Annotated in this window: 11 protein-coding genes, 3 rRNA genes and 1 pseudogene; 12 read left to right on the forward strand and 3 right to left on the reverse strand. The window is 67.2% G+C overall.

What is annotated here, in order from left to right:
* The first annotated feature begins 177 nt into the window (after nt 1-177).
* Both OG780_RS31875 and OG780_RS31880 read left to right on the forward strand, forming a co-directional pair.
* Nucleotides 178-345, forward strand: coding sequence for a hypothetical protein (locus tag OG780_RS31875; RefSeq protein ID WP_443062241.1), 168 nt, complete (start codon nt 178-180; stop codon nt 343-345).
* Nucleotides 342-941, forward strand: coding sequence for a DNA-3-methyladenine glycosylase (locus OG780_RS31880; protein WP_328454005.1), 600 nt, complete (start codon nt 342-344; stop codon nt 939-941). The genes OG780_RS31875 and OG780_RS31880 overlap by 4 nt, the downstream gene beginning before the upstream one ends.
* A 45-nt stretch (nt 942-986) precedes the next feature.
* On the opposite strand, the gene OG780_RS31885 is transcribed toward OG780_RS31880, so the two are convergent.
* Entirely contained in the window at nt 987-1,673 is a 687-nt protein-coding gene (locus tag OG780_RS31885) for a hypothetical protein (RefSeq protein WP_328454007.1), read from the reverse strand.
* Between the two features lie 1,164 nt (nt 1,674-2,837).
* On the opposite strand from OG780_RS31885, the gene OG780_RS31895 reads away from it, so the two are divergent.
* The 5 genes and pseudogenes from OG780_RS31895 to OG780_RS31915 all read left to right on the forward strand — a co-directional run bounded on the left by OG780_RS31895 (nt 2,838) and on the right by OG780_RS31915 (nt 10,585).
* Nucleotides 2,838-4,363 (forward strand): 16S ribosomal RNA (locus OG780_RS31895).
* A 312-nt stretch (nt 4,364-4,675) separates the two neighbouring features.
* Nucleotides 4,676-7,797, forward strand: a 23S ribosomal RNA gene (locus OG780_RS31900).
* 137 nt (nt 7,798-7,934) lie between these two features.
* Nucleotides 7,935-8,051: ribosomal RNA gene (rrf, locus tag OG780_RS31905) — 5S ribosomal RNA — on the forward strand.
* The 16S, 23S and 5S rRNA genes sit together here, the layout of an rRNA operon.
* 491 nt (nt 8,052-8,542) lie before the next feature.
* Nucleotides 8,543-9,079 (forward strand): annotated as a pseudogene (locus OG780_RS44710) (hypothetical protein); the annotation flags it as partial.
* Between the two features lie 645 nt (nt 9,080-9,724).
* Nucleotides 9,725-10,585, forward strand: a complete 861-nt coding sequence (locus OG780_RS31915) for a hypothetical protein (protein ID WP_328458537.1) — start codon at nt 9,725-9,727, stop codon at nt 10,583-10,585.
* Between the two features lie 86 nt (nt 10,586-10,671).
* On the opposite strand, the gene OG780_RS31920 is transcribed toward OG780_RS31915, so the two are convergent.
* Nucleotides 10,672-11,964 (reverse strand): DUF1015 domain-containing protein, encoded by a 1,293-nt coding sequence (locus OG780_RS31920; RefSeq protein WP_328454009.1) that lies wholly within the window; start codon nt 11,962-11,964, stop codon nt 10,672-10,674.
* A gap of 72 nt (nt 11,965-12,036) precedes the next feature.
* Between OG780_RS31920 and OG780_RS31925 the strand changes: the two genes are divergently transcribed.
* The 4 genes from OG780_RS31925 to OG780_RS31940 all read left to right on the forward strand — a co-directional run bounded on the left by OG780_RS31925 (nt 12,037) and on the right by OG780_RS31940 (nt 16,352).
* Entirely contained in the window at nt 12,037-13,065 is a 1,029-nt protein-coding gene (locus tag OG780_RS31925) for an HAD hydrolase-like protein (RefSeq protein ID WP_328454011.1), read from the forward strand.
* A 214-nt stretch (nt 13,066-13,279) separates the two neighbouring features.
* Nucleotides 13,280-14,323, forward strand: a complete 1,044-nt coding sequence (locus tag OG780_RS31930; protein WP_328454013.1) for a FecCD family ABC transporter permease — start codon at nt 13,280-13,282, stop codon at nt 14,321-14,323.
* Nucleotides 14,324-14,343: 20 nt separating this feature from the next.
* The gene (locus OG780_RS31935; protein ID WP_328458539.1) at nt 14,344-15,420 is read left to right on the forward strand and encodes a FecCD family ABC transporter permease; all 1,077 of its coding nucleotides are present in this window, start codon (nt 14,344-14,346) and stop codon (nt 15,418-15,420) included.
* Complete coding sequence (locus tag OG780_RS31940) at nt 15,417-16,352, forward strand: ABC transporter ATP-binding protein (RefSeq protein ID WP_328454015.1); 936 nt, start codon at nt 15,417-15,419, stop codon at nt 16,350-16,352. Before OG780_RS31935 ends, OG780_RS31940 begins: the two co-directional genes overlap by 4 nt.
* Here the strand turns inward: OG780_RS31940 and OG780_RS31945 are convergent.
* Nucleotides 16,336-16,683: an SCP2 sterol-binding domain-containing protein gene (locus OG780_RS31945; protein ID WP_326788626.1), complete on the reverse strand. Its 348-nt coding sequence runs from the start codon at nt 16,681-16,683 to the stop codon at nt 16,336-16,338. The two genes, OG780_RS31940 and OG780_RS31945, sit on opposite strands and share 17 nt — an antisense overlap.
* 42 nt (nt 16,684-16,725) lie before the next feature.
* Here OG780_RS31945 and OG780_RS31950 point away from each other — a divergent pair, with 42 nt between their 5' ends.
* A complete protein-coding gene (locus tag OG780_RS31950) occupies nt 16,726-17,043 on the forward strand; it encodes a hypothetical protein (RefSeq protein WP_328454018.1) in 318 nt (105 codons plus the stop codon).
* The last annotated feature ends 39 nt before the right edge of the window (nt 17,044-17,082 follow it).

The following is a 17,082-nucleotide window of genomic DNA, read 5'->3' on the forward strand; positions in this document are numbered from 1 at the left end:
CCCGTCTGGATCCTTTGATCCCTACAAACGCGATCCGGCCCCGACCGGTTCCGCGTCCTCACCCTTACAAGGGAGAGGACCCCTGACCACCCCGCGGGCACATATCCGTCCGGACTGCTCCGAACGGCTCCGGACGCCGCCGCGCCAGGGTGGGCGGAGGGACTACGCTCGTACGCCATGATCGCGGCCCCTGACCGTACGCCCCTGACGCGGGACTCCTTCGACCGCCCTGTCCTCGACGTCACCCCCGACCTGCCGGGACACGTCCTCGTACGTGCCGCCCCGGACGGTCCGATCGAGCCGCGCCGCACGGAGACTCATGGCCCGGCAAGGCGGTCGGCATGAGGGCCGCCCTCGCCCGCCCCGCCGAAGAAGTCGCCGCCGACCTGCTCGGTGCCGTCCTCACCCACGAGACACCCGAGGGAACCGTGAGCATCACGATCACGGAGACCGAGGCGTACTCCGGCGCGGCCGACCCGGCCTCCCACGCCTACCGGGGCAGGACACCACGCAACGCCGTCATGTTCGGGCCCGCAGGACATCTGTACGTCTACAGGTCTCACGGTCTCCACTGGTGCGCCAACGTCGTCACCGGGGCGGACGGCATCGCTTCGGCTGTCCTCATCCGGGCAGGCAGGGTCATCGAAGGGGAAGACCTGGCACGCGAGCGGCGAGGGGACAAGGTCGAGAGTCCACGTCTCGCGCGGGGTCCGGGGAACTTCTGCCAGGCGCTCGGCATCACGGCGGAACACAACGGCACAGACCTGCTGACGGACGCCTCGGTCGCACTGTCCGAGGGCGAGCCGGTACCCGCCGCGCTCGTACGGGCCGGACCTCGGGTAGGCGTGAGCAGAGCCCACGACTGGCAGCACCGTTTCTATCTCGCCGGTGATCCAACGGTCTCGGCGTACCGACTGAGCCCGAGAGCCAAGCCGGACTGAGCGCAGCGCCTTGGCCTGCCGGGGCAGGCTGATGGCGACGCTCGCTCACGAGTCCGGCAGGCGGAGCCAGACCTCGGAGAAGGTGAGGCCGTGCTCGTCGGTCACCAGCCCGCAAGGGCAGCCCAGGGAGATCAGGCACCAGTCGCCGGCCACTGTCCAAGGACCATCCGCACGCGCGCACCCAGGACAGTGGACCGTGTCGGCCGTCCACACGCCGGGTGCGGGCCTGCCGTAATGCCGGAACCGACCTGTGTAGCGGACCTCCCACGGAACGGCCGGGGGCGTGAGAGCGGTGGTCCCGGACGGGTTCGGGGCGGCCAGGGCGGAGAACAGTTCGGTCAGGTCGGGGAGCAGGGCTTCGCCTGCCTCGGTCGGGGGGACCGGCAAGCCGTCGGCGGTGTCCTGGGACACCGGATAGCGCGGAGCCGCGGCGGCGGCCGGCGGGTTGGGGGCGGCGTGCCAGGGCAGGAAGGCGCGAGCGACGGCGGCCAGAAGGGCGGCGGCCGACGCGCTGACGGCGCCTGCGTCGAGGTGATGCACCGTGGTGCGCCAGATCCGCTGGAGCCGTCGGTCCCGGTCCGTGGCCCGCGTCCGTGCGGCGGAGGCTCCACGGGCGGGGAGCAGGGCGGTGAGGCGAGCCAGGACCCGGCCGGCCGCGGCGGCGTCCGCATCGGTGGGGCGCCATCCCCCGGCAGTCAGGAAGAGCCGGGCTCGGCTTGACTCTCGGGTCAAGGCGCGTGTCAGCAATGGTCGGGTACCGGAGACCGGCACGAAAGAGTCCCGCCCGCTCGACATGGCGCCCCCGTTCCGCTGTTCCGTCTCCCGATTCCGGCGCGCTGTGCCCGCGCGCCTACCCCGAGTGGCGGAAGGCATCACATCACATGATCGTTCGGGCGCCATCGAGCTGGCTTCCGGCTTCGACGGGCGCATCATGGGGCGCTCCTGTCCGAGGACCGGACCTCGCTTGTAAACGTCGACTCTCGGCCCGATACGGCAGGGAACTGGCCAAAGGGTCGGCGTGCCACGCGACGGCACTGGGAGTGGACCGGTCGTTCGACGGAGCGGGCGCCTGCGGCCCGAGGGTTCGCCCCTGACCTTGCCGGGAGGTACCCCGTCCCCTCCGACCAGGTACGCAACGGTCCACGCACCGGAGACGGCGGCGACGGAGGTGTTCACTCCGGGCGTTTCCGGGTCACCGACGACCCGACGGCGAGTCCTTATAGAGCGCATGCGCCCCGCCGCTGTTCAACTTGACGCGCCCCTTCGGGATCCGTAATGTGGCCCGAGCCGCTTGAACCGGTTACGGCGTTCAGCCAGCAGCCGAGAGCGGCCACCCACTACCTACGACTTCCCCTCAGCGGGGGCCTATTCGGCGTGCCTGCACGTCTGAATTGGAGCCCGCGGAACTCGATTATGAGTCGCCGAGGGAATCGGTTAACGTAGTGAATGTCGAAAGGCCGCGAAACGCGAAAGCGCTGAAAGGGCCGGAAGACAAACCCCGCTGACTGGGGGTCAGGCCCGAAAGGATCTGATAGAGTCGGAGCCGCCGGAAAGGGAAACGCGAAAGCGGATTACCTGGAAAGCGCCGAGGAAATCGGATACGGAAACGGTCTGATAGAGTCGGAAACGCAAGACCGAAGGGAAGCGCCCGGAGGAAAGCCCGAGAGGGTGAGTACAAAGGAAGCGTCCGTTCCTTGAGAACTCAACAGCGTGCCAAAAATCAACGCCAGATTTGTTGATACCCCGTCTCCGGCCGTTCGGTCGGGACGAGGTTCCTTTGAAAAAGTCCTGCCGGGCATTGTTCCGGCAGGCGCATCAGCGAGGACGCTGTGAACGCCGGTCCTATTCCGACCGGTTGTTCCGCTCTCGTGGTGTCGTCCCGATTACGGGAAAACATTCACGGAGAGTTTGATCCTGGCTCAGGACGAACGCTGGCGGCGTGCTTAACACATGCAAGTCGAACGATGAAGCCTTTCGGGGTGGATTAGTGGCGAACGGGTGAGTAACACGTGGGCAATCTGCCCTTCACTCTGGGACAAGCCCTGGAAACGGGGTCTAATACCGGATAACACTCCTGCCTGCATGGGTGGGGGTTAAAAGCTCCGGCGGTGAAGGATGAGCCCGCGGCCTATCAGCTTGTTGGTGAGGTAGTGGCTCACCAAGGCGACGACGGGTAGCCGGCCTGAGAGGGCGACCGGCCACACTGGGACTGAGACACGGCCCAGACTCCTACGGGAGGCAGCAGTGGGGAATATTGCACAATGGGCGAAAGCCTGATGCAGCGACGCCGCGTGAGGGATGACGGCCTTCGGGTTGTAAACCTCTTTCAGCAGGGAAGAAGCGAGAGTGACGGTACCTGCAGAAGAAGCGCCGGCTAACTACGTGCCAGCAGCCGCGGTAATACGTAGGGCGCAAGCGTTGTCCGGAATTATTGGGCGTAAAGAGCTCGTAGGCGGCTTGTCACGTCGGGTGTGAAAGCCCGGGGCTTAACCCCGGGTCTGCATTCGATACGGGCTAGCTAGAGTGTGGTAGGGGAGATCGGAATTCCTGGTGTAGCGGTGAAATGCGCAGATATCAGGAGGAACACCGGTGGCGAAGGCGGATCTCTGGGCCATTACTGACGCTGAGGAGCGAAAGCGTGGGGAGCGAACAGGATTAGATACCCTGGTAGTCCACGCCGTAAACGGTGGGAACTAGGTGTTGGCGACATTCCACGTCGTCGGTGCCGCAGCTAACGCATTAAGTTCCCCGCCTGGGGAGTACGGCCGCAAGGCTAAAACTCAAAGGAATTGACGGGGGCCCGCACAAGCAGCGGAGCATGTGGCTTAATTCGACGCAACGCGAAGAACCTTACCAAGGCTTGACATACACCGGAAAGCATTAGAGATAGTGCCCCCCTTGTGGTCGGTGTACAGGTGGTGCATGGCTGTCGTCAGCTCGTGTCGTGAGATGTTGGGTTAAGTCCCGCAACGAGCGCAACCCTTGTTCTGTGTTGCCAGCATGCCCTTCGGGGTGATGGGGACTCACAGGAGACTGCCGGGGTCAACTCGGAGGAAGGTGGGGACGACGTCAAGTCATCATGCCCCTTATGTCTTGGGCTGCACACGTGCTACAATGGCAGGTACAAAGAGCTGCGAAGCCGTGAGGCGGAGCGAATCTCAAAAAGCCTGTCTCAGTTCGGATTGGGGTCTGCAACTCGACCCCATGAAGTCGGAGTTGCTAGTAATCGCAGATCAGCATTGCTGCGGTGAATACGTTCCCGGGCCTTGTACACACCGCCCGTCACGTCACGAAAGTCGGTAACACCCGAAGCCGGTGGCCCAACCCCTTGTGGGAGGGAGCTGTCGAAGGTGGGACTGGCGATTGGGACGAAGTCGTAACAAGGTAGCCGTACCGGAAGGTGCGGCTGGATCACCTCCTTTCTAAGGAGCATCTAGGCCGCCGGGCTTGCCCGGTGGTCCAGGGCCATTACGTCGGCAAATGTCCGACGGTGGTTGCTCATGGGTGGAACGTTGATTATTCGGCACTCTCAGTCATCTCGGGCTGCCAGTACTGCTCTTCGGAGCGTGGAAAGCTGATCATGAGTGGCGAGGGTGTCGGGCACGCTGTTGGGTGTCTGAAGGTACGGCCGAAAGGCTGCCTTCAGTGCCGGCCCCGGTGAAGCATCGCGTAAGTGGTGTGTGACGGGTGGTTGGTCGTTGTTTGAGAACTGCACAGTGGACGCGAGCATCTGTGGCCAAGTTTTTAAGGGCGCACGGTGGATGCCTTGGCACCAGGAACCGATGAAGGACGTGGGAGGCCACGATAGTCCCCGGGGAGCCGTCAACCAGGCTTTGATCCGGGGGTTTCCGAATGGGGAAACCCGGCAGTCGTCATGGGCTGTCACCCATACCTGAACACATAGGGTATGTGGAGGGAACGCGGGGAAGTGAAACATCTCAGTACCCGCAGGAAGAGAAAACAACCGTGATTCCGGGAGTAGTGGCGAGCGAAACCGGATGAGGCCAAACCTCAAGCGTGTGAGACCCGGCAGGGGTTGCGCTTGGGGGTTGTGGGATCTCTCTTTCACAGTCTGCCGGCTGTGAGACGAGTCAGAAACCGTTGATGTAGGCGAAGGACATGCGAAAGGTCCGGCGTAGAGGGTAAGACCCCCGTAGTCGAAACATCAACGGCTCGTTTGAGAGACACCCAAGTAGCACGGGGCCCGAGAAATCCCGTGTGAATCTGGCGGGACCACCCGCTAAGCCTAAATATTCCCTGGTGACCGATAGCGGATAGTACCGTGAGGGAATGGTGAAAAGTACCGCGGGAGCGGAGTGAAATAGTACCTGAAACCGTGTGCCTACAAGCCGTGGGAGCGTCGCGCATTGAGTTTACTCAGTGCGTCGTGACTGCGTGCCTTTTGAAGAATGAGCCTGCGAGTTTGCGGTGCGTTGCGAGGTTAACCCGTGTGGGGAAGCCGTAGCGAAAGCGAGTCCGAATAGGGCGATTCAGTAGCGCGCTCAAGACCCGAAGCGGAGTGATCTAGCCATGGGCAGGTTGAAGCGGCTGTAAGAGGTCGTGGAGGACCGAACCCACCAGGGTTGAAAACCTGGGGGATGACCTGTGGTTAGGGGTGAAAGGCCAATCAAACTCCGTGATAGCTGGTTCTCCCCGAAATGCATTTAGGTGCAGCGTCGTGTGTTTCTTGCCGGAGGTAGAGCACTGGATAGGCGATGGGCCCTACCGGGTTACTGACCTTAGCCAAACTCCGAATGCCGGTAAGTGAGAGCGCGGCAGTGAGACTGTGGGGGATAAGCTCCATGGTCGAGAGGGAAACAGCCCAGAGCATCGACTAAGGCCCCTAAGCGTACGCTAAGTGGGAAAGGATGTGGAGTCGCACAGACAACCAGGAGGTTGGCTTAGAAGCAGCCACCCTTGAAAGAGTGCGTAATAGCTCACTGGTCTAGTGATTCCGCGCCGACAATGTAGCGGGGCTCAAGCGTACCGCCGAAGTCGTGTCATTGCAGCAATAGGGCCAACGCCCGCTGTGATGGGTAGGGGAGCGTCGTGTGCCGGGTGAAGCCGCGCCGGAAGGCAGTGGTGGACGGTTCACGAGTGAGAATGCAGGCATGAGTAGCGATACACACGTGAGAAACGTGTGCGCCGATTGACTAAGGGTTCCTGGGTCAAGCTGATCTGCCCAGGGTAAGTCGGGACCTAAGGCGAGGCCGACAGGCGTAGTCGATGGATAACCGGTTGATATTCCGGTACCCGCTGTGAAGCGTCAAACATCGAACCAGGCGATGCTAAGTCCGTGAAGCCGCCCCGGAGCCTTCGGGCAAAGGGGAGTGGTGGAGCCGACGGACCAGACCTGTAGTAGGTGAGTGATGGGGTGACGCAGGAAGGTAGTCCATCCCGGGCGGTGGTTGTCCCGGGGTAAGGGTGTAGGCCGTGTGATAGGCAAATCCGTCACACATCAAGGCTGAGACCTGATGCCGAGCCGATTGTGGTGAAGTGGATGATCCTATGCTGTCGAGAAAAGCCTCTAGCGAGTTTCATGGCGGCCCGTACCCTAAACCGACTCAGGTGGTCAGGTAGAGAATACCGAGGCGTTCGGGTGAACTATGGTTAAGGAACTCGGCAAAATGCCCCCGTAACTTCGGGAGAAGGGGGGCCATCACCGGTGATTGGATTTACTCCATGAGCTGGGGGTGGCCGCAGAGACCAGCGAGAAGCGACTGTTTACTAAAAACACAGGTCCGTGCGAAGCCGTAAGGCGATGTATACGGACTGACGCCTGCCCGGTGCTGGAACGTTAAGGGGACCGGTTAGTCACTCTTCGGGGTGGCGAAGCTGAGAACTTAAGCGCCAGTAAACGGCGGTGGTAACTATAACCATCCTAAGGTAGCGAAATTCCTTGTCGGGTAAGTTCCGACCTGCACGAATGGCGTAACGACTTCTCGACTGTCTCAACCATAGGCCCGGTGAAATTGCACTACGAGTAAAGATGCTCGTTTCGCGCAGCAGGACGGAAAGACCCCGGGACCTTTACTACAGTTTGATATTGGTGTTCGGTTCGGCTTGTGTAGGATAGCTGGGAGACTGTGAAGCTTGGACGCCAGTTCAGGTGGAGTCGTCGTTGAAATACCAGTCTGGTCGTGCTGGATGTCTAACCTGGGTCCGTGATCCGGATCAGGGACAGTGTCTGATGGGTAGTTTAACTGGGGCGGTTGCCTCCTAAAGAGTAACGGAGGCGCCCAAAGGTTCCCTCAGCCTGGTTGGCAATCAGGTGTTGAGTGTAAGTGCACAAGGGAGCTTGACTGTGAGACCGACGGGTCGAGCAGGGACGAAAGTCGGGACTAGTGATCCGGCGGTGGCTTGTGGAAGCGCCGTCGCTCAACGGATAAAAGGTACCCCGGGGATAACAGGCTGATCTTCCCCAAGAGTCCATATCGACGGGATGGTTTGGCACCTCGATGTCGGCTCGTCGCATCCTGGGGCTGGAGTCGGTCCCAAGGGTTGGGCTGTTCGCCCATTAAAGCGGTACGCGAGCTGGGTTTAGAACGTCGTGAGACAGTTCGGTCCCTATCCGCTGTGCGCGTAGGAATATTGAGAAGGGCTGTCCCTAGTACGAGAGGACCGGGACGGACGAACCTCTGGTGTGCCAGTTGTCCTGCCAAGGGCATGGCTGGTTGGCTACGTTCGGGAGGGATAACCGCTGAAAGCATCTAAGCGGGAAGCCTGCTTCGAGATGAGTATTCCCACCCCCTCGAGGGGTTAAGGCTCCCAGTAGACGACTGGGTTGATAGGCCAGATCTGGAAGCCCGGCAACGGGTGGAGGTGACTGGTACTAATAGGCCGAGGGCTTGTCCTCAGTTGCTCGCGTCCACTGTGTAGTTCCCAGACAACGAACGGTTGTGCTGGCTGAACAGTTTCACTTAATCAATTAAAAAGTGTGCTTGTTCGCTGCCCGTTCGAGGCCTCGTTTCATCACGAGGCGTCTGACAGGGTTTCGGTGGTCATAGCGTGAGGGAAACGCCCGGTTACATTCCGAACCCGGAAGCTAAGCCTCACAGCGCCGATGGTACTGCAGGGGGGACCCTGTGGGAGAGTAGGACGCCGCCGAACTAAATTTGGAGGACCCTTGGTCCCAGCGACTCGCTGGGGCTGAGGGTCCTTTTTTGTTTCACCGAAGCGCGCCGGGTACCCGGCTGCGCGAGAATGACTTGCGGTACCGATGACAGGAGTCACCCATGTCCACCAACTCTCCCGACGAGCGACCGGAGCGCGACCAGCGCCGTCGTGACAGTGGTGACCGCGGTGACAACCGCGGAGGCCCGCGCCGTGACAACGACCGCGGCGGCTCCGGCCGACGCGACGACAACCGCAGTGGCGGTGACCGTGGCGGCTTCCGTCGCGACGACAGCCGTGGCGGAAGCAGCGGTGGCGGTGGCGGTGGCGGTGCCCCCCGTGGCCGTGACGACCGTCAGGGCGGCCCCCGCCGAGACGACCGCGGTGGCAGCAGCGGTGGAGGATTCCGTCGGGACGACAACCGTCCGGCCTTCAACCGCGACGATCGGCCCAGCAGCCCGCGTCGTGATGACGACCGCGGCGGTTTCCGTCGCGACGACCGTGGTGGCAGCGGCAGTGGTGGCAGTGGTGGCGGTTTCCGCCGTGACGACCGTGGCGGTGGCGGTGGCGGCGACCGTCCGCCCTTCCGCCGTGACGACAACCGCGGTGGTGGCAGTGGTGGCGGCTTCCGCCGCGACGACCGCGGTGGCAGCGGCAGCGGTGGCGGTGACCGTGGAGGTTTCCGCCGTGACGACAACCGCGGTGGTGGCAGTGGTGGCGGTTTCCGTCGCGACGACCGTGGCGGCAGCGGTGGCGGCGACCGTCCGCCCTTCCGCCGTGACGACAACCGTGGCGGTGGCAGTGGTGGCGGTTTCCGTCGCGACGACCGTGGCGGCAGCGGTGGCGGCGACCGTCCGCCCTTCCGCCGTGACGACAACCGTGGCGGTGGCAGTGGTGGCGGCTTCCGCCGCGACGACCGCGGTGGCAGCGGCAGCGGTGGCGGTGACCGCGGTGGCTTCCGTCGTGACGAGCGGCCCAGCAGTCCGCGCCGTGATGACGACCGCGGTGGTTTCCGTCGTGACGACAACCGTGGTGGCGGCGACTTCCGCCGCGACGAGCGCAGGGACAGCGACCGTCCGTCCTTCCGCCGCGACGACAACCGCGGTGGCAGTGGCGGCGGCGACCGTGGCGGTTTCCGTCGCGACGAGCGGCCCAGCAGTCCGCGCCGTGATGACGACCGCGGTGGCTTCCGCCGTGACGACAACCGTGGCGGTGGCAGTGGTGGCGGCTTCCGCCGTGACGACCGCGGCGGCAGTGCCGGTGGCGACCGTCCGCCCTTCCGCCGCGATGACCGTGACACTCGTGGGGACTTCCGTCGCGACGAGCGGCCCAGCAGTCCGCGCCGTGATGACGACCGTGGCGGTTTCCGTCGTGACGAGCGGCCCAGCAGTCCGCGTCGTGATGACGACCGCGGTGGCTTCCGCCGTGACGACAACCGTGGCGGTGGCTTCCGTGACCGTGACGACCGGGGACGTGACGACCGCGGCCGTGGTGGACCGCGCCACGACGACCGGGGCGGGCGCCCCGGTGGCTTCCGCGGTCGCGACGACCGCGGTGGCGACGACCGGCGCGGTGGTGGCCGTTACCGCGACGAGCGGGAGCGGGACCGTGAGCCGATCAAGCGGCTGCCCATCCCGGACGACGTCACGGGCGAGGAGATCGACAAGGATGTGCGCCAGGAGCTCCTGAGCCTGCCCAAGGGGCTCGCCGAGGACGTCGCCCGCAACCTGGTGATGGTCGCCCGGCTCATCGACGAGGACCCCGAGGGCGCCTACGCGTACTCGAGGATCGCCCTGCGGCTGGCCTCGCGTGTCGCGGCCGTGCGCGAGGCGGCCGGTTTCGCCGCGTACGCGAACCAGAAGTTCAGCGAGGCGCTCGCGGAGTTCCGCGCCGCGCGCCGGATGACCGGCAGCGTGGAGCTGTGGCCCGTCATGGCGGACTGCGAGCGTGGCCTCGGCCGGCCCGAGAAGGCGCTGGAGATGGCCGGGGCGCCCGAGGTGCAGAAGCTGGACAAGGCGAGCCAGGTCGAGATGCGGCTCGTGGCCGCCGGTGCCCGGCGTGACATGGACCAGCTCGACGCGGCCATCGTCACCCTGCAGAGCCCCGAGCTCGCCTCGAACTCCGTCCAGCCCTGGACCGCGCGGCTGCGGTACGCCTACGCCGACGCGCTCCTCGCCGCCGGACGTGAGGGCGAGGCACGCGAGTGGTTCGCCAAGACCGTCGAGTCCGACAAGGACGGCAGCACGGACGCCTCCGACCGGCTCGCCGAGCTGGACGGCGTCGAGTTCGTCGACGTTCTCGTCGAGGACGACGAGGAAGCCGGGAACGGGGACACCACCGTGACCGCGACGGAGATCCGCGTCGAGGCCGAGGCCGAGCACCAGGACGCGGACGACGACGAAGACGACGAGGACGACGAGGACGAGGACGAGATCGAGTCCGTGACCACGGACGAGATCACGGACGATGTCGACGACCTCGACGCCGACGAGGACGACGAGGACGACGCTCCGCACCGTCCGCAGAGCTGACGCCGGACACCACGGCGCAAACACGTGGGCGGCGGCACACCGGAAGGTGTGCCGCCGCCCACGTGGCGTTTTTGGGGACCGCGCCTTCAGGGAGCGAGCGCCCGCAGGACCAGCCCGGACGCCGGCTTCGGCCCGAACGAGGTCGACTTGCGCGGCATCGTGACCCCCTGGCGCGCCAGATCGCGTACGACGTCCTCGTGGACCGGGTGCATCAGGACGGCCGTGCCTCCGTCACGTTCCGCCTTCTCGACCGTGGCGGTCGTGTCGTGGATGTACGCGATGTGTGCGGGAGAGTCCTCCGGGATGCCCCACACATGGTCCAGGAGCGTGGCGTGCAGGACCGTGGCGTCCAGTGAGCGCCAGGCCTCCGGGTGCTCGGCCGGGATCGTACGGGCGAGGAGGTCCGGCGACGGGCGGTCGACGAGGTGGAAGGAGCCGTCGCCGGCGAGGAGGAACGCGTTCCCCGCGGAGGCCGCCGAGGCAAGGGCCTCCAGCGCCTCGGCGAGGGGCACGTCGAGGTGGCGTACGCGGAAGGAGTCCCCGAGGGCGGCCAGCGCCTCGGCGACCGGCAGGCGGTGCAGCAGACGGTGGATGGCCCGGACGCGCAGTGGGTAACGCGCCGTGTCCACCAGGAGGACCAGACCGTAGTCCCAGGGGCTCGGGGAAGGGTGCTCCGCGCGTAGACGCAGATAGGTCGCCCACCGGTGGTGACCGTCGGCGATCAGGGCCTGGTGCCGGCCGAGGTCCGTGCGGATCTCCGTGAGCTCCGCCGGGTCCGTGACCGCCCACAGGCGGTGGCTGATGCCGTCCTCCGTGGTGGTGGACAGCAGCGGCGGCAGGGCCGCGGTGCGTTCGATGACGGCGGCGGTGCCGTATCCGGAACCGTTGCCGCGATAGGTCAGCAGCAGGGGTTCGAGGTTGGCGGACGTGGCGCGCATCAGGGCCGCGCGGTCCGCGATGACGTGGGGCATCACGTCCTCGTGCGGGAGCACGACACCGTCGGCCGGATCGGACAGACGCAGATTGCCGATCACGCCCCGCTGCAGCAGGTCTCCGTCGCGCTGCTCGTACACGTACAGGCCCGGCTCGGGATCGGCGGCCAGGATGCCCTCCGACAGCCAGCGGCGCAGCGTTTCGGCGGCCTGTTGGTTGCGGGCGGCGGGGGTGCCGTCCTGCGGGAGGATCAGCCGGACGATGTTGTACGGGTCGGCCGACTCGAGTTCGAGCAGTCCGTCGGGCCGGACGATCACGTCGTACGGCGGGGACGTCACGGCGGCCAGGCTGCCGACCCGGTCGGGGTCGTAGCGCAGGCCTCGGAACGGGGTGAGTTCGAGGCCGCTCCCAGCCGGTGTTTCCTCCTCGGGACCTGCATAGTTCATTGGGGCATCGTAAGTGTGTCAGTGGCATGCGCGATGATCGGGGCAACGGGATCGAACGAGGAGCGATGCGCAATGAGCCAGACCGTCAGGACGCGGCCCGAGGGCAGTGGGCAGGCCCTGAGCGAGGCGTACGACACGGCGCTGCTGGACCTGGACGGGGTGGTGTACGCGGGCGGTGACGCCATCGCCCACGCCGTCGATTCGCTGGCGACGGCGCGCGCGGGCGGCATGCACCTCGCGTACGTCACCAACAACGCGCTGCGTACCCCCGACGCGGTCGCCGGGCACCTCACGGAGCTGGGCATACCGACGGTGGCCTCGGACGTCATCACCTCGGCGCAGGCCGTGGCCCGGCTCATCAGCGAGCAGGTGCCGGTGGGGGCGCGGGTGCTCGTCATCGGCGGCGAGGGTCTGCGGGTCGCGCTTCGCGAGCGCGGGCTGGAGCCGGTCGACTCGGCGGAGGACGAGCCTGTGGCGGTCGTCCAGGGGTACGGCGGTCCCGATCTGACCTGGTCCCGCTTCGCGGAGGCGTGCTACGCCATCGCACGCGGGGTTCCGTGGTTCGCCTCCAACACGGATCTGACGATTCCGGGCGCGCGCGGGATCGCGCCCGGGAACGGCGCGGCGGTGGAGGTCGTCCGCATCGCCACGGGTGCCGAGCCGCAGGTGGCGGGCAAGCCGCTGCCCCCGATGCACCGCGAGACGATTCTGCGGACCGGGGCCGAGCGGCCGCTGGTGGTCGGGGACCGGCTGGACACGGACATCGAGGGCGCGTTCAACGGAGAGGTGGACTCGCTGCTCGTCCTCACCGGTGTGACGGACGGGGCGCAGCTCCTCGCCGCGCCTCCGCAGCACCGGCCCACCTATGTCGACGCCGATCTGCGCGGGATGCTCACCGGGCAGCCCGAGGTCGTCGAGGCCGGCGACGGGTTCCGCTGTGGTGGCTGGACGGCGACGGCGGGCGGCCAGGAACTCGAGCTGACGGGCGAGGGCGAGGCCCTCGACGGACTGCGGGCCCTGTGCGCGGCGGCGTGGACGGCCGCGGGCGAGAGCGCGTGCGAGCTGGACGGGGGGAAGGCGCTGGCTCGGCTGGGCCTCTAGGGCTTGTCCGACCGGACCGGGACCGGGATCGGACCTGGAGCGCGCAGGAACGGTCCCTGTCCCGGTCCCTGTGCACTCCAGGTGCCTGGGAAGGGCAAGGGGGCCGGTGCTTGCTCGTGGGCGGGGTCGGTGGGGTGGCTGACCTGGGTCTCGGCGCGAGGCCGGTGCGCGGGCGCCCCGAAACACCGACGCGAGGGTAGGCTAACCTAACCTCGTGTTGGTCGACAGTCCTCCTGAACAGCGCGCGGAAACCGCCCCCGCGCCCCCAACCCGCCGGGCGATACGAGCCTTTGGGCTCCTCCTCTCCGTGGGCGTCCTGCTGCTGGTCGCGCTGGCGAGTATCGCGATCGGCGCGAAAGCGCTGCCGCTGGACCAGGTGTGGCACGGCCTGTTCCACGACTCGGGGACATACGCCGATGTCGTGGTCGGCGACCGGATCTCGCGCACCGTGCTCGGGCTGTTGGCCGGCGCCGCGCTCGGGCTGTCCGGTGCCGTCCTCCAGGCGCTCACCCGCAATCCGCTGGCCGACCCCGGTCTGCTCGGGATCAACGCGGGCGCGTCCGCCGCCGTCGTCACCGCGATCACCTATTTCGGCGTCACCTCGCTGAGCGGCTACGTCTGGTTCGCCTTCCTCGGCGCGGCCGCGGTCGGAGCGCTGGTCTGGTTCCTGGGCGGAAGCCGGGGCGCGACCCCGGTACGGCTCGCGCTCGCCGGAACCGCGATCAGCGCCGCGTTGTACGGCTATCTCCAGGCCGTGATGATCATGGATGACGCGGCGCTCGGCAAGATGCGCTTCTGGACCGTCGGTTCGCTCGCCTCGGCGACCGACTCGACGATCGAGCAGGTGGCCCCCTTCCTCGCCGTCGGCACGCTCCTCGCGCTGGCTCTGGCCCGGCCGTTGAACGCGGTGGCCATGGGTGACGACACCGCCCGGGCGCTCGGCGCCAACCTGAACCGCACCCGCGCGCTGTCGATGGCCGCCGCGACCGTGCTCTGCGGCGCCGCGACCGCCGCCTGCGGACCGATCGTGTTCGTCGGGCTCATGGTCCCGCACGCCGTCCGCTCCTTCACCGGGCCCGACCTGCGCTGGATCCTGCCGTACGCCACCGTCCTGTCGCCCGTGCTGCTGCTCGGCGCCGATGTCCTGGGGCGGATGGTCGCCCGGCCGGCGGAGCTCCAGGTCGGCATCGTCACCGCGGTGCTGGGCGGTCCGGTCTTCATCTTTCTCGTACGGCGACGGAGGACGGCGCAGCTGTGACGACCCCACGTGTCCGAAGCATCCGAACCGCACGCGACCGGCGTGTCCCGGCACTTCCCGGGCGCCGTGTCCGGGCCGTCCGTACCGGCGGCGGACTGTCCGTCCGCCTCGACGTCCGCACGTTCCTCGTGGTCGTCCTGCTGCTGGTGGCAGCGGCCGCGGCGAGCGTGGTCCTCATCGGCACCGGCGACTTCCCGATCCCGGCCGGCGACGTGCTCAAGACCCTGGCCGGCGACGGCAGCCCCAGCCAGGAGTTCATCGTCAACGACCTGCGGCTGCCGCGCGTTCTCGTCGGGCTGCTGGTGGGGGCCTCGCTCGGGCTGGCCGGAGCGATCTTCCAGTCCGTCTCCCGCAATCCGCTGGGCAGCCCCGACGTGCTCGGACTCGGACAGGGTTCCACCGCCGGCGCGCTCATCATGATCGTGCTGTACTCGGGCAGCGCGACCGAGGTCGCCCTCGGGGCGCTCGTCGGCGGACTCCTGACCGGATTCGCCATCTACCTGCTCGCGTGGAAGCGGGGCGTGCACGGCTACCGCCTGGTCCTCGTCGGCATCGGCGTCTCCGCGATCGTCACGGCGGTCAACGGCTACCTCCTCACCAAGGCCGACCTCGTCGACGCGGCCCGCGCCGTCGTCTGGATGACCGGCTCCCTCAACGGCCGGGACTGGGCCCAGGTCTGGCCGCTGCTCATCCTGTGCGCCGTCCTCGTCCCCCTCGTCCTCGGCAACGCGCGCGGGCTGCGGATGATGGAGATGGGCGACGACGTGTCGTACGCCCTCGGAGTGAGCGTCGAGCGGACGCGGCTGCTGCTGATGGTGGCCGCCGTGCTGCTCACCGCGGGTGCCACCGCCGCCGCGGGCCCCGTCGGTTTCGTGGCGCTCACCGCGCCGCAGCTCGCCCGGCGGCTCACCCGGTCGCCCGGACCGAACCTCATGCCGTCGATGTGCATGGGCGCGACCCTGCTCATCGTCGCGGACTGGGCCTCGCAGCGCGCCTTCGGCGCCGATCAGCTGCCGGTCGGCGTCGTGACCGGCGTCCTCGGCGGTGTCTACCTGCTGTGGCTGCTGGTCACCGAGCGCAAGTCGGGCCGGATATGAGCGGCCCGGCGGACCCGGCTGTGAGCGGCCAGGCGGGCCCGGCCGTGCGGGAACCGAAGAACGCGGCGCGGGCGAACGACCAGGCGCACGAGAACACCCCAAGGAGCACTGTGAACCGCCTGTCCGCCGACAACGTCACCCTCGGCTACGACCAGCGCGTCATCGCGGAGAAGCTGTCGGTGGAGATTCCCGACAACTCCTTCACTGTGATCGTCGGCCCGAACGCCTGCGGCAAGTCCACGCTGCTGCGTGCCCTCTCGCGCATGCTGAAGCCCTCGGCCGGGCGGGTGCTGCTCGACGGACAGGCGATCCAGTCGATGCCCGCGAAGAAGGTGGCGCGCACCCTCGGGCTGCTGCCCCAGTCGTCGATCGCACCGGACGGGATCACGGTCGGCGACCTCGTCGGCCGGGGCCGCTACCCCCACCAGGGCCTGCTGCGCCAATGGTCCGCGGAGGACGAGCGCGTGGTGCAGGAGTCGATGGCCTCGACCGGGGTCGCCGAGCTCGCCGACCGCTACGTCGACGAATTGTCGGGCGGCCAGCGTCAGCGCGTGTGGATCGCGATGGCGCTCGCGCAGCAGACCCCGCTGCTCCTGCTGGACGAGCCGACGACCTATCTCGACATCCAGCACCAGATCGACGTCCTCGACCTGTGCGCCGAGCTCCACGAGACCCAGGGCCGCACCCTGGTCGCCGTGCTGCACGACCTCAACCACGCGGCCCGGTACGCCACCCACCTGATCGCCCTGCGCGGCGGCGAGGTCATCGCCGAGGGCGCCCCCAACGACATCGTCACGGCCGAGCTGGTCGAGGAGGTCTTCGGGCTGCGCTGCCAGATCATCGACGACCCCGAGACCGGGACACCGCTCGTGGTGCCCGCGGCTCGCAAGGCCAGGGTCCCCGCCGCCGCGTCCGCTAAAGAAGGGTCCTGAGCCGGAACAGGTCGCGCAGGCCCGCCTCCAGCTTCACCCGGCCCGAGCCCCAGGCCTTCGCGAAGTTCAGCTCGCCGTTCACCATCGACACCAGGTCGTCGCCGTTCATGGTCAGCCGGATCTGGGCCCGCTCGGGAGGCGGGCCCTGGAGCGTGTCGAGGACCTCGATCCGGCCGCCCCTGAGACGGCCGACGAAGGTGATGTCCAGGTCGGTGATACGGCAGCTCAGCGAGCGGTCCAGTGCCGCCGCGGCGCGTACGTCCCCGTCGGCGCCCGCCATGTTGTCCGAAAGCTTGTCGAGTGCGGTGCGGCACTCCTCTGTCGTCGCCATCGCGATCGACGGTACCGCAGCCCTTCGCGGTAGCGTCGGGGCATGAACGACTCAGTCCCCGAGGGCGAGCCTCCCGAGGCCATGGCCGAGCAGGAGCCCGGCCCGGCCGCGCAGGCGGAACCGGAACCCGCGTACGACCCCGCCGCACCGGCCCCGCTGAACATCCCGCGTGTCCCGACGGGCCACGCCGACGTCGACGCCCGGCTCGACCGCCTCGCCGACGCCGACCACCTCGCCACGGACGGACACCTCGAGGTGTACGAGGATGTGCACCGGGGGCTGCGCGACGCGCTCACCGCGCTCGACGTCCGCCCGGGAGCCCCGGCTCCCGCCGGCCGCCCGGCCGCCGCCCCGCAATGAGATCCTTCGGGACACCCGGGGAACGTCCCGGGCGAACCT

Origin of the sequence: Streptomyces sp. NBC_00386 (genome assembly GCF_036063235.1) — a bacterium.
In the GTDB taxonomy this organism is placed as follows: domain Bacteria; phylum Actinomycetota; class Actinomycetes; order Streptomycetales; family Streptomycetaceae; genus Streptomyces.

What these genes read in the sequence shown, in the direction of transcription:
- OG780_RS31875 (WP_443062241.1), top strand. Translation starts at nt 178, where the DNA reads ATGATCGCGGCCCCTGACCGTACGCCCCTGACGCGGGACTCCTTCGAC.
- OG780_RS31880 (WP_328454005.1), top strand. Translation starts at nt 342, where the DNA reads ATGAGGGCCGCCCTCGCCCGCCCCGCCGAAGAAGTCGCCGCCGACCTG.
- OG780_RS31920 (WP_328454009.1), bottom strand. Translation starts at nt 11,964, where the DNA reads ATGAACTATGCAGGTCCCGAGGAGGAAACACCGGCTGGGAGCGGCCTC.
- OG780_RS31925 (WP_328454011.1), top strand. Translation starts at nt 12,037, where the DNA reads ATGAGCCAGACCGTCAGGACGCGGCCCGAGGGCAGTGGGCAGGCCCTG.
- OG780_RS31940 (WP_328454015.1), top strand. Translation starts at nt 15,417, where the DNA reads ATGAGCGGCCCGGCGGACCCGGCTGTGAGCGGCCAGGCGGGCCCGGCC.
- OG780_RS31945 (WP_326788626.1), bottom strand. Translation starts at nt 16,683, where the DNA reads ATGGCGACGACAGAGGAGTGCCGCACCGCACTCGACAAGCTTTCGGAC.
- OG780_RS31950 (WP_328454018.1), top strand. Translation starts at nt 16,726, where the DNA reads ATGAACGACTCAGTCCCCGAGGGCGAGCCTCCCGAGGCCATGGCCGAG.